20 protein-coding genes and 1 other RNA gene are annotated in these 12478 nt (G+C 57.3%); 13 read left to right on the plus strand and 8 right to left on the minus strand.

Translation table 11 applies throughout. The annotated features are described in order from the left end of the window. The first annotated feature begins 37 nt into the window (after positions 1-37). The gene (locus EUU25_RS05275; protein ID WP_158898949.1) at positions 38-604 is read left to right on the plus strand and encodes a urate hydroxylase PuuD; all 567 of its coding nucleotides are present in this window, start codon (positions 38-40) and stop codon (positions 602-604) included. A gap of 64 nt (positions 605-668) precedes the next feature. Here the strand turns inward: EUU25_RS05275 and pspF are convergent, their stop codons facing one another. Further along, entirely contained in the window at positions 669-1706 is a 1038-nt protein-coding gene (gene pspF, locus EUU25_RS05280; RefSeq protein ID WP_158898951.1) for a phage shock protein operon transcriptional activator, read from the minus strand. 169 nt (positions 1707-1875) lie between these two features. On the opposite strand from pspF, the gene EUU25_RS05285 reads away from it, so the two are divergent. The 12 genes from EUU25_RS05285 (at position 1876) to EUU25_RS05340 (ending at position 5916) form a co-directional block, all read left to right on the plus strand. Next, complete coding sequence (locus EUU25_RS05285; protein WP_143775314.1) at positions 1876-2064, plus strand: hypothetical protein; 189 nt, start codon at positions 1876-1878, stop codon at positions 2062-2064. A 100-nt stretch (positions 2065-2164) separates the two neighbouring features. Continuing rightward, a complete protein-coding gene (pspA, locus tag EUU25_RS05290) occupies positions 2165-2848 on the plus strand; it encodes a phage shock protein PspA (RefSeq protein ID WP_158898953.1) in 684 nt (227 codons plus the stop codon). Between the two features lie 4 nt (positions 2849-2852). Continuing rightward, the gene (gene pspB, locus EUU25_RS05295; protein WP_158898955.1) at positions 2853-3143 is read left to right on the plus strand and encodes an envelope stress response membrane protein PspB; all 291 of its coding nucleotides are present in this window, start codon (positions 2853-2855) and stop codon (positions 3141-3143) included. Position 3144: 1 nt separating this feature from the next. Further along, complete coding sequence (gene pspC, locus EUU25_RS05300) at positions 3145-3525, plus strand: envelope stress response membrane protein PspC (protein WP_158898957.1); 381 nt, start codon at positions 3145-3147, stop codon at positions 3523-3525. A gap of 25 nt (positions 3526-3550) precedes the next feature. After that, positions 3551-3823 carry a hypothetical protein gene (locus EUU25_RS05305; protein WP_158898959.1) on the plus strand — a complete coding sequence of 91 codons (273 nt, stop codon included), beginning with the start codon at positions 3551-3553 and terminating at the stop codon, positions 3821-3823. A gap of 24 nt (positions 3824-3847) precedes the next feature. Then, a complete protein-coding gene (locus tag EUU25_RS05310; protein WP_158898961.1) occupies positions 3848-4006 on the plus strand; it encodes a hypothetical protein in 159 nt (52 codons plus the stop codon). Next, entirely contained in the window at positions 4003-4293 is a 291-nt protein-coding gene (locus EUU25_RS05315) for a hypothetical protein (protein WP_158898963.1), read from the plus strand. Before EUU25_RS05310 ends, EUU25_RS05315 begins: the two co-directional genes overlap by 4 nt. 51 nt (positions 4294-4344) lie before the next feature. Continuing rightward, entirely contained in the window at positions 4345-4644 is a 300-nt protein-coding gene (locus EUU25_RS05320) for a hypothetical protein (protein WP_158903147.1), read from the plus strand. 12 nt (positions 4645-4656) lie between these two features. Then, complete coding sequence (locus EUU25_RS05325) at positions 4657-4947, plus strand: hypothetical protein (RefSeq protein WP_187351294.1); 291 nt, start codon at positions 4657-4659, stop codon at positions 4945-4947. 2 nt (positions 4948-4949) lie between these two features. Beyond that, a complete protein-coding gene (locus tag EUU25_RS05330; protein ID WP_158898965.1) occupies positions 4950-5207 on the plus strand; it encodes a hypothetical protein in 258 nt (85 codons plus the stop codon). 34 nt (positions 5208-5241) lie between these two features. Further along, positions 5242-5484 (plus strand): hypothetical protein, encoded by a 243-nt coding sequence (locus EUU25_RS05335; RefSeq protein WP_158898967.1) that lies wholly within the window; start codon positions 5242-5244, stop codon positions 5482-5484. A 27-nt stretch (positions 5485-5511) separates the two neighbouring features. Continuing rightward, positions 5512-5916, plus strand: coding sequence for a SufE family protein (locus EUU25_RS05340; protein WP_158898969.1), 405 nt, complete (start codon positions 5512-5514; stop codon positions 5914-5916). On the opposite strand, the gene EUU25_RS05345 is transcribed toward EUU25_RS05340, so the two are convergent. The 7 genes from EUU25_RS05345 to EUU25_RS05375 all read right to left on the minus strand — a co-directional run bounded on the left by EUU25_RS05345 (position 5904) and on the right by EUU25_RS05375 (position 12470). Continuing rightward, entirely contained in the window at positions 5904-7244 is a 1341-nt protein-coding gene (locus EUU25_RS05345; protein ID WP_158898971.1) for a PepSY-associated TM helix domain-containing protein, read from the minus strand. The two genes, EUU25_RS05340 and EUU25_RS05345, sit on opposite strands and share 13 nt — an antisense overlap. Before the next feature lie 11 nt (positions 7245-7255). Then, positions 7256-9232, minus strand: a complete 1977-nt coding sequence (locus tag EUU25_RS05350) for a TonB-dependent receptor family protein (RefSeq protein WP_158898973.1) — start codon at positions 9230-9232, stop codon at positions 7256-7258. A gap of 51 nt (positions 9233-9283) precedes the next feature. Continuing rightward, positions 9284-9676 (minus strand): hypothetical protein, encoded by a 393-nt coding sequence (locus EUU25_RS05355; protein ID WP_158898975.1) that lies wholly within the window; start codon positions 9674-9676, stop codon positions 9284-9286. Between the two features lie 39 nt (positions 9677-9715). Beyond that, positions 9716-10249, minus strand: coding sequence for a J domain-containing protein (locus EUU25_RS05360; protein ID WP_158898977.1), 534 nt, complete (start codon positions 10247-10249; stop codon positions 9716-9718). Positions 10250-10300: 51 nt separating this feature from the next. Then, positions 10301-10936 carry a Yip1 family protein gene (locus EUU25_RS05365; RefSeq protein ID WP_158898979.1) on the minus strand — a complete coding sequence of 212 codons (636 nt, stop codon included), beginning with the start codon at positions 10934-10936 and terminating at the stop codon, positions 10301-10303. A 465-nt stretch (positions 10937-11401) separates the two neighbouring features. Then, positions 11402-11771, minus strand: an RNA gene (gene rnpB / locus EUU25_RS05370) — RNase P RNA component class A. Positions 11772-11777: 6 nt separating this feature from the next. Then, positions 11778-12470 (minus strand): N-acetylmuramoyl-L-alanine amidase, encoded by a 693-nt coding sequence (locus tag EUU25_RS05375; RefSeq protein ID WP_158898981.1) that lies wholly within the window; start codon positions 12468-12470, stop codon positions 11778-11780. Positions 12471-12478 lie beyond the last annotated feature (8 nt).

A 12478-nucleotide genomic window follows, 5' to 3' on the forward strand; every position in this document is an offset into this window, starting at 1 on the left:
CTGAGGGCATAAAGACGTTCAATATAGGGGATTTGGAATGGCGAAGTTTTTTGGAAATTTGCATTTGGTGCTGCTGACCGGACTGGTGCTGGCATTTGCCGTCATGTTTTCGGTGCACGGTGCCGATGAAGTGACCGCGCATGCTGTTACCCGCTGGCTGCACACCTTCTTTGGTATCGTGTGGATTGGTCTGCTCTATTATTTCAACTTTGTGCAGATCCCGACCATGCCCAAAATTCCGGCCGAACTGAAACCCGGCGTATCGAAGCATATCGCGCCTGCGGCTCTGTTCTTCTTCCGCTGGGGCGCGGCGTTGACAGTGTTGACCGGTCTGATCGTGTCGGTTCTTGCCGGTTATGCGCATCAGGCATTCACCCTGCAGGATCCGTTCAAGCTGATCGGTATCGGCATGTGGCTTGCGGTGATCATGGCGTTCAACGTCTGGTTCATCATCTGGCCGAACCAGAAAAAGGCGCTGGGCATTGTCGAGGCCGACGATGCAACCAAGGCAAAGGCGGCCACCACCGCCATGATGACGTCGCGCCTGAACACGCTTCTGTCGATCCCGATGCTCTACTGCATGGTCAGCGCCAACGGCGGCTGATTGACCGCCCCACTTTGCGCGTAACGCAAAACAAGATCCCCCTCCCTAAACGGAGGGGGATTTTTTAGCTCAACAGATCATGTTTCTTTAGCGTGTGCCTTAGCTGGTCATAGCTGAGGTTGAGCGCCTTTGCGGTCTGGCGCTGATTATAGCGGCATTTGGCCAGCGCCTGTTCCAGCACCGCCTTTTCATATTTCTCGGTCGCCTCGCGAAAGTCGGAGACGTCCACCATCTGACTCAAATCGGTCGAATAGCGCGGCTCGGCGGTTTCGTTGTCCTTGCTCGTCGGCGCGTTGGTCGGTGCGGCTGCGGCAATGCCGGTACGCCACGGGCTGTCGAACGGGTCGAACTGGATATAGTCCACCGGCTGGCTCGGGTCCGCCCAACGGTAGACCGCGCGTTCGACGACATTGCGCAGCTCGCGCACATTGCCCGGCCACAGATGGTTTTCCATCGCCCGCCGTGCCAGCTCGCCAAAGCCGGGCCAGCCATCCCAGCCCAGTTCCGCCGCCATACGCCGTCCGAAATAATCGGACAGCACCTCGACATCGCCCTCCCGCACCCGCAGCGGGGGTAAGGTCACGACTTCGAAGCAGAGCCGGTCCAAAAGGTCAGCGCGGAATTTTCCGGCCTCGACCATATTGGGCAGATGTTCGTTGGTCGCCGCAACGATGCGCACATCGACGCGGACGGGACGCGAGGATCCGATGCGGGTCACCTCGCCATATTCCACCGCGCGCAGCAACCGTTCCTGTGCACCCATGCTAAGCGTGCCCAGCTCGTCGAGGAATAGCGTCCCGCCATCCGCCTCTTCAAAGCGTCCCTCGCGAGAGCGCGTGGCACCCGTAAAGGCGCCTGCCTCATGCCCGAACAATTCCGCTTCGATCAGGGTCTCGGGCAGGGCAGCGCAGTTCATCGTCACCAGCGGCCCGTCCCAGCGGGAGCTGAGGCGGTGTAGACGCTCGGCGATCAATTCCTTACCCGTCCCCCGTTCGCCAACCACCAGCACAGGCCGGTTCAGCGGCGCAGCGCGGCTGGCACGCTCCACCGCGTCCAGAAAGGCGGACGATTGCCCGATAAATTGATGGCTATCACGCTCCATTTTTAAAGATTGGCATATTTCACCACCTAATAGCAATATTTACTAGTCGATATGGGCGATAAATATGAAAAACTGGCTAATTTCCGCGAAAAACTGAAATTGGCACGCTCCCTGCAATACTGTTTGCAAGCCGGCAAAAGCAGGCAAAGCAAACAAAGGGAAGACCAAAATGAACACCGAACACAAAGCACAGGAAAGCTTCAAAGAAAGCGAAAGCCGTCTCTGGGTGGCCGTGGCCTTGTCCATGTCCATGATCTTCACCAGCTATGCGATTTCGGTGTTCAATCACCAGGAAGATAACCAGGTCAATGCATACACCCACTCCCAACGGCCTATCGTCGTCAGCTATCTTGCCTGACTTCGTGAGCCCGCGACCGGGGTCCCCCAGCTCCCCCCTAGCCCCGGTCGCCCCAATTTTTGAAGACACGTACAGAACAAGTCATAACCGGAGTTACCCTATGGGCATTTTTTCACGAACCCGCGACATCATCGCCGCCAATGTCACCGACTTGCTCGACAAGTCGCAAGACCCGGCAAAGATGATCCGTATGATCATCCTCGAGATGGAAGAAACCCTTGTCGAAGTCCGCGCCTCTGCCGCGCGCACGATCGCCGACCAGAAAGAACTGCGTCGCCATATCGACAAGCTGAACACCCTTGAGGCGGATTGGACGGACAAGGCGCATCTGGCGCTGTCGAAGGGTCGTGAAGACCTCGCCAAGGCGGCTTTGCTCGAAAAGCGCAAGGCCACCGACATGAAGGACCAGCTGACCGCTGAAGTCGATGTTCTCAACGATGCCCTGAAAGCATCGGAGCAGGATATTCACAAGCTTCAGAAAAAGCTTGCCGATGCCCGCAGCCGCCAGAACGCGCTGATGACCCGCCTCGAAAGTGCGGAAAATCAGGTCAAGCTGCGCACCATGTACAATGGTGACAAGGTCCGCGAAGCCTTTTCCCGCTTTGACGTGCTGGAGCGCCGGGTTGACGAAGCCCAAGGCTATGCAGACTCACTGGCTATCGGCAGCGACGCCCCACGCACTCTTGGTGACGAAATCGCCGCCCTCGAATCCTTCGATGTCGTCGATGCCGAACTGGAGGCGATGAAAAAAGCCATGAAGCAAGACGCGAAGAAGGAGGGTTGAGATTATGGACGGTGAAGTCATCATGGTGCCGATTGTTGTTGGCATCCTCTTTCTCGGCCTCCCATGGCTCATCCTGCATCACGTCACGAAATGGAAAACGGCTGCGACGCTGACCAATGATGACGAACGGCTTTTGGGCGAAATGTACGAACTCGCCCGCCGCCTGGAAGATCGCATGGATACGGTGGAACGTCTTGTTGGGCAGGAAAACCCCAATTTCACACCGCGCCGCATCGACCATGAAGCAGAAGATTATACCGCAGAAAATATCCGCCGGCTGGAAAGGAACCGTTGAGATGAGCAGCAAACACACACAATTCTATCTCGACAAGCAAAATGCCAAATGGAAAGGCGTGTGCGCGGGGATTTCCGACTATACCGGTGTGGATGTTCTCTGGGTCCGTCTCGGCGCAGTCATCCTGACACTGGCGGGCGGTTTCCCCTGGACGTTGGTCGCCTATTTCGGCGCCGCGTGGTTCGCCAACAAAAAGCCGATCCACCTTTATGTCGACAATGACGACCAGAAATTCTGGCAAGGCGTCCGGCAATCCCCTGCCCGCACAACGCGCGACATTCGCTCGCGCTTCCGGGAAATCGACAACCGCCTTGCCGATGTCGAACTCTATTATGTCAGCAACAACAAGCAGCTGGCCGACGAAATCGAAAGCCTGCGCTAAGCGCGGTTATTGGGAGGGATAGATAATGGAAGCCGATGCATTTTTTCTGACAACATTCTTTGGAATGGGGATCGGAACCATCTGCACATTGACAATACAGTGGTACGGACGACGCAAGGTTAAAGCAGCCCTCAAGTCGGAAGGCATCACGCCGAGCCGCCAAACCGAGTTGTTGAGCAACGAGAATGAGGTGATGCGCGGCCAGATGCTAAGGCTCGAAGAACGCCTTTCGGTGATGGAACGCATCACGACAGATAGCCATATGAGCTTAAATCAAGAGCTTGAACGCCTGCGTTAAGCAGCGCGCAAAGGAGGAAATACCATGTTCACTTTGATCGTCCTCGGCCTGATTGCCTGGTTTGCTTACCGGCACTTCGCCAAGAAAAAACGGGATGCCGACCAACGCAACTGGCGGGTCGAGTATCGCAATTCGGACATTAAACCGGTGACCCGCCGTTTACCCTGGAAGGACATAGCATGAGTTTTGGAGGCCCATCTTTCATCGTCGCGATCGTCATGATCTGCACCGCCGGATGGATTATCAACAACTGGATCCGGGCACGCCACGGCTACCCACTTGAAAATGAGTGGGGTGGAATGACACCGAAGGTCGATGTCGATGCCGAACGCAAAATTACCCTGCTGAGCAACGAAAATGAATCGCTGAACGGCAAGGTCGGCAATCTGGAAGAGCGCATTGCGGTTCTGGAACGCATCGTCACCGACAAGGCGGGACGCCTGTCGGAAGAAATCGAGAAACTACGCTAAACGCGAAGGGAGGGAATAATCATGGCTGATCCTACTTTAGTCGAAGGCTTAATGAAGCTCGCAATGCCAATCACGCTCATCACCGTAGTCGGTGTGGCAGGATGGGTCGCGACCACATGGTTGCGCATCAAAAACGGTTATCCGCTGGATGGAGCCTGGGGTCAGGCAGTCTATCCGAAAAATGACCAGGAAGCGATCGAACGGGTTCGCCTGCTGAGCCAGGAAAATGCCCAACTGCGCGCAGAGCTAGGTTCAGTCAAAGACCGGCTCGCCAATATCGAGAAGATCGTTGTTGACGATAGCCACAGGCTGACCGCGGAAATCGACGCACTTCGCGGCCCGTCAAATTAGGAGGCAGGATTGATGGACATCAACCCTCTCCTGATACCCATTCTTGGAATATCCTGCGGGCTACTCGCGATATTTGGTGGAGTTTTTGTGAAGCCCTGGTTCAAGCTGAAGGAGCAGCGCATGGCCGTGGAAGCCGAAATGATCGCCGAAAAGGCAGCCCAATATGCAAGCAAGCAAGCCGTGTTGGAAGAACGGGTTGCTGTGCTCGAACGGATCATTACCGACAGCGGGTACGAAGTCGCCCACGCGATAGAAAGTCTCCGTGAACCCCCCGTTTCACGGATCGAAAAAGAGGAAGTGTAACGATGTTCGATGAATTGTGGATTTTAATACCGCTTGCACCGTTCATTCTTGGTGGTTTCGCTATTTGGTCGAAACACAAACAAAAAGAGATGGAGATGGGCGGCAGTCAACAACGAATGCTGGATGATCCAGACGCCAATCACATGCGGGAGGAGATCCGCACGCTGAAGGATCGCATTCAGGTTCTTGAACGGATCGCGACCGACAATAACAGCGCCACAGATCTCAACCGTCAGATAGAGGAATTGCGTAACCGCTAAGGCGGACGCGAAGAAGGAAGGAAAGGAAGGAACCATGCCACAGGATCCTAATTTCTATATCATCGTAGGTGCCTTTGCCGTCCTGTGCGTCGGTATTGTCTCCACGCTGAGTTTGCGCGGCTGGCGCGACTGGATTGCGCTAAAGCATGCCGAACTCGACCTTGCGCGGCAGGGCAGCGATGCTCCGGTGCCGTCGGCTACCTCACGGATCGAAGTCGCCGATTTGAAAGAACGTGTGAAAAAGCTGGAAGCTATTGCGGCAGGGATTGATATCTGAGCCCTGCCGCCATAAGCGGGGCGCGACATGAGCGCTCTGAACGACATTTTTGAAGAATATGATTTTCTGGACGCAGACGACCGTTACCGTTTGCTGATCGACCTTGGCAAAGAATTGCCCGCAATGCCCGACGCGCTTAAAACCGATGCGACGTTGGTGCGCGGATGTTCGGCGAGCGTGTGGGTTTATCCGGTTACCGATGCGGACAAATTATCGTTTCTCGCTGACAGTAACGCCGCAATCACCAAAGGCATTATCGCGCTCGTGCTGAAAACCGTCGAAGGCAAGTCCGCCGGCGAAATCGGCAAGACAGATATCGAGGGCGCCCTCGCCCCGTTCGACCTCAAAAACCAGCTGAGTTCGAACAGGACGCAGGGCATCCCCAATATGATCGCGCTAATCCGCGAAACCGCCGCGCGCTACGCCGGCTGAGCCGACCGCACGCCGAGCCATTGCGCCAGCGATGGAAGGCGCGGCAACAGCAAGCGGTCAAACAACCAGAGTAGCAGCAATGAAGCCGCCAGCAACGGCAGCAGCACCGCCAACACGACCAGGATTATGGCCGCACCCCGCATCTTGTGCGTTGCCGACGGCATTGGCGGGGCACCCAGGGAAGCCGCAGGCTTGCGCCTCCGCCACATCAGGAAACCCGTTACCGTCAGGGTGATTAGCGCAACTGCGGTCAGCACACCCACCAGCTGGTTGATCCATCCGAACAGCTGACCTTCATGCCAGGCAATGCCATAATTCACGGCACGGTCGATGACATGTTTGTCGGCGAACCCTGTGCGCGACATTTCCGCACCAGTTGCCATATCGAACGTAATGGTCCGGTTAAGCGGCCGGTTCTGCGCCTCCGACTTCACCGTCCATGCCATGGCCGCGGGCGGACCAAAACGTTCGGGTGCACCTGGTGGCTTGACCCAGACCGGATGCGGCAGCTTTTCGGCTTCGGCCTTGCGGACCATATCCCCAAGCGCCACCAACGGCACACCGGCGGCTTGCATCTTCATCATGGCTTCATGGTCATGTTCGGCATGGGGCGCTGCGGCTCCGGTTTTCCAATCTTGCGCCCCTTGCACCAGTCCCAGTTCGGTGCGCGCCAAACGGAATGCGTCGCCCCAGACGCTCGCCCAAGGCAAACCCGTGGTCAGCAACACAAGTGCTAGCCCTGATACCCAGAATCCTGTGACGGCATGCAGATCGCGCAAGAACGCGCGTTGCCCGCGCTGTAGCCGGGGCCAGACCACACCGGCCAGCCCCTGCCCGCGCGGCCACCACATATAGAGGCCTGTGATGATCATCACGATCGCCCAGCACGCTGCCAGCTCCACAATCCAGTCGCCGACCTTACCCAGAAATAGCGAGCCGTGGATACGCGATACCGTGGCGGAAATGCGGCTTTCCGGATCGACACTGCCGAGAACTTTGCCCTGCGGCGACACATAGACATCGCGCATCGACCGACCGTCGGCGAGGCCGATATGGATCACCGCGGCATCGCCTGCCCTTTCGGGCAAGCGATAACCGTGGAATTGCGCATCAGGATTTGCCGCCATGACGGCCCCCAGTTGCGCGTTAGGCGACACCGCTTGGTCGGTTAGCAGGCCGGAAAAGGCCCGCTCCTCCCATCGATCCAGTTGCGGCTTGAACAAATAGATCGCACCCGTCGTCGCCAGCAGCAGCACGAGCGGCATCACGAACAGCGAGGCATAAAAATGCCAGCGCCAGATCGTGCGGTAAAAGGATGTCGCTTCCATAATGCCCTCCCTTAAAAGCGCGCGCGAATGCCGCCATAAATGGCACGGCGTTCAACGGGGTAGTAGATGACCGACGCAGGCGTTGCCAGGATCGCTGCGGAAACGTCCCCAATCGCCTTCTCGTTCGTCAGATTGCGCGCGTCGACAAACAGATCCACACCATCCAGCACGCGTGCGCTGCCCGAAATGCCAAGCAGCGTATAGCTCGAAGTACGCGTCGTGTTGCGGTAATCGGCCCATGCACCTTGTGGCACCCATTCCAGATTCGGCGCTATGTGCAGATCATCACTGCCGATCCGCACTTCCGACCGAAGAACATGCTTGGGAACAACAGGTAGGCGGTTATTGCCATATTGGGCATCGTTCACGAAACGGAAGTCGGAATATTGCCAAATCTGCCGGAAACGGAGCCAGTCGGTTGGTTCTGCGCTGAACGCCGCTTCGACGCCCTGATGCCGTGTCTTGTCCGCGTTGAACGTCGAGGCGGGGATGTCCGGGCCGACGGTAAACTGCAGCATTTCGCGCGTCACCGACGCACGGTAGAAAGCAACATCCCAGCTGGCCCAACCCGCCTTGCCGCGTGTACCGATTTCCCCGGTCCAGGCGGTCTGGGCCTTTACCGGCACGAACGCTGCTATTTGTGCCAATTCCACAAAGGTCGGAAACTCGGCGGATTTGCTGTAATTGGCGAAGAACTGGACGTCAGCGGTCGGTTCCCACAAGAGACCCGCTTTCGGCGAAAAGGCATTGAAAGAGGCACTGCCGGTAACGGCTGTCGGGACGATCTGCGCCTGCTTGCGGAAGCCATCGGCATAAATACCACCTGCGACCAGAGTCAATTGCGCGACCGGGCTGAACCTGATTTCGCCGTAGATATTCGATGTGCGTGCCGTCTGGTCTGCGTCAAATGTAAGGGCACCACGTTTGCCGTTCACATTGACGAACCGTTTCGCATCAATCGTACCCCAACGCGATTCGCCGCCCAGAGTCAGGCTCCACCCTTCCCCTTCCCGATCATAGCGCGCAAACACGCCCCGATCGGTCGACACCTGATCGACCACCTGGAAAATAGGATGATATAGTTCCTTGGCATTCAGGAACGCACCGACATCAAGGCGGCTCTGCCCCCAATCAAAGCGCGTGCGGTTCTGGATGCGGATCGAGTTGATATCGCGGGCCTGATCGCCGACAAAATTGCCGGTACGCGGCACGTTCAGTGCGTTCGCTGCGTTCAGGGCTCCAGGAAGTTCCTGATCCAACGTTGTCGCGCTTCCGTAAAAACGGGTGGAGATCACATCCGAAATACGTAAGCCCACATTGCCATTAAAACGGATGGAATCGCGCCGCGCATGCTGGCGGTCACCGTCATGGCTATCGGCGCTGATCGCCGCCCAGACGTTCGCATTTTCGTCACCTGCTCCATAGGATGCAAGACCGCGGTAAAAGTTGAAGCTGCCGACATCGCCACGCAAATACAGGCCCCGCGCATTGTCGCCGGTTGGCGTGACGCCATTGATCGCCCCGCCCAAAGTGCCAGATCCGAAACGTAGGGCGTTGGCGCCGCGATAGACTTCAAGATGGTCGAAAAAGATCGGCTCCAATTCTTGGAAGTCACCATTGTCATCGGCCAGATTGATAGGAATGCCATCCTGCAGCAGCGTCAGGCCGCGCATATGGAACCCGCGCGAAAGGCCCGATCCGCGGATCGAGATGCGGACCTCCTGCCCGAAGCGCGGCTGCGTGTAGACACCGGGCGAAAAGGCGAGCGTATCGCGCAGGGAAACTATGGTCTTGTCGGCATAATCTTCATGGCTGACAATGTCTGTGCCGCCAGGAGTCTTGGTGGCCCGCTCTTCTGCTTCGTCAGACGCAGCGCGGCCGGTCACAATGATCGTGGGATCGGCAGCCTCTTCGGCGGCAACATTCTGGGCAAGCGTAACGGTAAGGGCGCATGCCGAAGTGGCACGCAAAAAGCTTTTGATATTCATGGTTTTTTCCTAATTCTAAACGGGAGAAAGGCCGCAAAGCAGCCCTGAGGTTTAGATGTAGGACGGTGGGCCTATGGCCGGTGGCGGCGGCGCGGCGAGGCCGTGACCGACCGAAATCTCGCGCATCGCAAATACGGGAACCGCCGTTGCGACGGGCGGCATTGCGATAAAGACTGTGTCGGCGGGAGCATCGCCGGCCATCGCGGCACCTGCAAAGGCGCAGGGCTGATGTTCGACCGATTTACCCTTGGCCGGGTCTTCTTTGTGCAGCTTGCCTGATTTGTCCATCCAGACCGTCTGCGTGTCCATGCCGGTACAGATGGTCAGCGCGAAACCACGCTCACTGGACGGCATAAAGCCCGCAGGAAGGACAATGCGCACCGCCAGCGCGAGCACGATCAGTGCAGCAGCCAGGTTCCGGAAAGGCAAAAATGTGCGAATCACGCGCGCCCTATGCGCCTGCACTTTTCGTCGTGCAAGCCCTTAACCCTTCCACTCCCGCCGCTCCTCGGCAACGCGCAAGACGTCATACGCGGCTTGCCCGGCCTGAAAAGCCTTGGCCGCGTCGGCATTTCCGGGGTTGACGTCGGGGTGGGTTTCCTTGGCAATTTTGCGCCAGGCTTTTTTGGCATCTTCGAAGGTGGAATCACTGTCGAGGCCCAGAATATCAAGGGCATGCATCTCGTCGCGAGTCCGGCTGCCGTCGCCGGACCCTGCCCAGCCATAATGGGCGGCTTCCTTATAGCCTGATGCATCGCGCCGCTCATTGGCTTCGCGCTGCTCCGCCTCTTCTTTAGTCAGGCCCTCAAAATAGTCCCAGCCGCGATTATATTCGGCGGCATGTTCTTCGCAGAACATCCAGCGGTCCGGATTATTGGGTGATTTGGGTGCCGGGCAATTGCCCGCTTTGGCGCAGCCATGCCGGTCGCAAAGCCGCACCTGCTGCGCGTCACTGCTGCTGCCATAGCCGCGCCAGCGGGGAAATCCCCAGTCATTTTTTCGCGTGGATCGAACCATGCCGCCGACTTAGCGACGGCATGGAGATATTGCTAGAGCGCTATATGCTTTTTATGCGCCGGTGAGTGCGCCGCCCATCATACCAGCGCCAAAAAATGTCGTGAACAGCAGACCCGCGATCACACCTGAAACCACCAGCGACAGCACGATATATATCAGTACGATGACAACGGTGAAGCCAGCGACCTTCTCTTTTGGAACACCCAGAACAGGCTGCAAACCCAGATAGATCAGGTATACAACATACGCGATAGCCGCGAGTGAAATGAGACCTCCCAAAATCGGGATCCAGCTTACCAAGCCAGCGGCCCAAGTGGGGGTCGACGCATAGGTCATCAACTTGGTTGACTGCACGATATCCGATTTGCCGTTAAAGCTGGGGGACACCGCGTTGACGATAATGCTCATCACATAAAGTGTGACCAAGGAAAGCACATAACCCAATAACGCCATGGTGGTGATCGCGCTAAAGCCCATCGCCATCATGCCGCCGCCCATTCCGCCAAGTCCGGCCGCCGTAATTCCAAAGACACCCGTGAACAGAACTGCGGCAACCAAAGGAATGGCCGCCAAAATCATGGCATAGCCCGTGAAAAGCCCGCTAGCCGTAGCTGGTTCGTCCGCAATCACATTCCACTCTTCAGCGGGCTTCAAAATTATATTCTTCGCACGATCGATTATCGACATGAACTTACCCCTCAAACAAATTGGCCTCTTGCGTCGACACAGACCATAATCGATAGGATAAGTAAATGTGACGTAAGCGTAAACGGGGGGAACTATGGCGCTGATTTCGAGAATTTTAGTAGGTATCATCGGTCTGATGGCGTTGCTAGGCGTGGGGCCACACTGGTTCCGGTTGCAGCATTTGCCTGTTGAACGTGGCATGCAGGCGCTCGGGGAAGTCGGGCGCGCCAATGTGCGTGCCGATGTCGGCGGCTTGTTTTTGGCGATCGCTCTGTTCGCATTTATCGCCGCAGCCAAACAAAGCAGAACATGGGCATTGGCCGCGATGGTACTTGTCGGCAGCGCCTTGGTCGGCCGCTTTGTCAGCCTTGCGATAGACGGTTTTGGCCCACGCGTCGGCGCACCGATAGCGATTGAAGCACTGATCGTCGCTATCTTTGCCATGGCCTATTGGGCATGGGGTAAAAAGCCAGAGGGTCTATAAGCCGGGTTTTGTCCACCGCCCGAAGGCGATTGGGCGACCATTCATCTAGGCGGAACATTGCTGCGCCGCTCATGCAACCAACCCGGGCGACTGGCAGGAGGATGCCATGTGCCGCCCCTATTCGGTTTTGCTCCCGGTGGGGTTTGCCGTGCCGTTCCTGTTACCAGCAACGCGGTGCGCTCTTACCGCACCATTTCGACCTTACCGCATCGCAATGCGGAGGTATGATTTCTGTGGCACTTTCCCTTGAGTTACCTCAGCCGGACGTTATCCGGCACCGTTCCTCGCTGGAGCCCGGACTTTCCTCCCCAACACAGTTACCCGTGAAGCGGCGGTCGCCCAACCCTCTGGCACGGACTATGTAGCACCCCCGCCTTCATAGGCCAAGAGCAGGCTCCACAATATTGCGCGGCTTTCGCCGTCGATCACACCATCGATATTTTCCTGCCGGAAACGACGCTGAAACGCGACCACGGCAGCACGGCCATCGGCCACGCTGTAGCCATAGCGCTCCAGCGCCAGCAGAAAGGCTGCGTCGGTCCAACCGGGATCGACGAGCTTTTCGCTCGGCCGTGGCACCGCCAGCCCTAATTTTGCCAAACGTGCCCAATCGAACAATTCACCAGGATCCTCCTTGCGCGTGGGCGCGACATCGCTGTGGCCCACAACATTCCTTGGATCGATGCCGTAGGTTTTAACGAGTTCGGCGACGAGGCGCGTAACCGTATCCATCTGCGCTTCGGGAAATGGACGGTAACCGAATTCATGCCCTGGATTGACAATCTCGATCCCGATGCTGGCGCTGTTGCAATCGGTAATGCCGCGCCAATAAGACAGTCCGGCATGCTGCGCGCGCTGTTCTTCGCGAACCATGTGAACCAACTGCCCATCTTCATCGACAACATAATGCGCCGAAACCTTGGATGCGGGGTTAGCGAGCCAGTCAATCGCAGCGGCGCCCGTCGGCATTCCGGTGTAATGCAGAACCAGCATCGTGATAGGCAGGGTACGTTCGCCGAAATTGGGCGATGGGTTCCAGATCATGGTCATGGCCTAAC

This window comes from Sphingorhabdus lacus (assembly GCF_009768975.1).
Lineage (GTDB): Bacteria > Pseudomonadota > Alphaproteobacteria > Sphingomonadales > Sphingomonadaceae > Sphingorhabdus_B > Sphingorhabdus_B lacus.

Excerpts from the sequence above, each read along its gene's own strand:
- EUU25_RS05320 (WP_158903147.1), top strand. The coding sequence starts at position 4,345 with ATGAAGCTCGCAATGCCAATCACGCTCATCACCGTAGTCGGTGTGGCA.
- EUU25_RS05365 (WP_158898979.1), bottom strand. The coding sequence starts at position 10,936 with ATGTCGATAATCGATCGTGCGAAGAATATAATTTTGAAGCCCGCTGAA.
- EUU25_RS05375 (WP_158898981.1), bottom strand. The coding sequence starts at position 12,470 with ATGACCATGATCTGGAACCCATCGCCCAATTTCGGCGAACGTACCCTG.
- EUU25_RS05330 (WP_158898965.1), top strand. The coding sequence starts at position 4,950 with ATGTTCGATGAATTGTGGATTTTAATACCGCTTGCACCGTTCATTCTT.
- EUU25_RS05305 (WP_158898959.1), top strand. The coding sequence starts at position 3,551 with ATGGAAGCCGATGCATTTTTTCTGACAACATTCTTTGGAATGGGGATC.
- pspA (WP_158898953.1), top strand. The coding sequence starts at position 2,165 with ATGGGCATTTTTTCACGAACCCGCGACATCATCGCCGCCAATGTCACC.
- EUU25_RS05360 (WP_158898977.1), bottom strand. The coding sequence starts at position 10,249 with ATGGTTCGATCCACGCGAAAAAATGACTGGGGATTTCCCCGCTGGCGC.
- pspC (WP_158898957.1), top strand. The coding sequence starts at position 3,145 with ATGAGCAGCAAACACACACAATTCTATCTCGACAAGCAAAATGCCAAA.
- EUU25_RS05310 (WP_158898961.1), top strand. The coding sequence starts at position 3,848 with ATGTTCACTTTGATCGTCCTCGGCCTGATTGCCTGGTTTGCTTACCGG.
- EUU25_RS05325 (WP_187351294.1), top strand. The coding sequence starts at position 4,657 with ATGGACATCAACCCTCTCCTGATACCCATTCTTGGAATATCCTGCGGG.
- EUU25_RS05335 (WP_158898967.1), top strand. The coding sequence starts at position 5,242 with ATGCCACAGGATCCTAATTTCTATATCATCGTAGGTGCCTTTGCCGTC.
- pspB (WP_158898955.1), top strand. The coding sequence starts at position 2,853 with ATGGACGGTGAAGTCATCATGGTGCCGATTGTTGTTGGCATCCTCTTT.
- EUU25_RS05350 (WP_158898973.1), bottom strand. The coding sequence starts at position 9,232 with ATGAATATCAAAAGCTTTTTGCGTGCCACTTCGGCATGCGCCCTTACC.
- pspF (WP_158898951.1), bottom strand. The coding sequence starts at position 1,706 with ATGGAGCGTGATAGCCATCAATTTATCGGGCAATCGTCCGCCTTTCTG.
- EUU25_RS05315 (WP_158898963.1), top strand. The coding sequence starts at position 4,003 with ATGAGTTTTGGAGGCCCATCTTTCATCGTCGCGATCGTCATGATCTGC.
- EUU25_RS05340 (WP_158898969.1), top strand. The coding sequence starts at position 5,512 with ATGAGCGCTCTGAACGACATTTTTGAAGAATATGATTTTCTGGACGCA.
- EUU25_RS05275 (WP_158898949.1), top strand. The coding sequence starts at position 38 with ATGGCGAAGTTTTTTGGAAATTTGCATTTGGTGCTGCTGACCGGACTG.
- EUU25_RS05285 (WP_143775314.1), top strand. The coding sequence starts at position 1,876 with ATGAACACCGAACACAAAGCACAGGAAAGCTTCAAAGAAAGCGAAAGC.
- EUU25_RS05345 (WP_158898971.1), bottom strand. The coding sequence starts at position 7,244 with ATGGAAGCGACATCCTTTTACCGCACGATCTGGCGCTGGCATTTTTAT.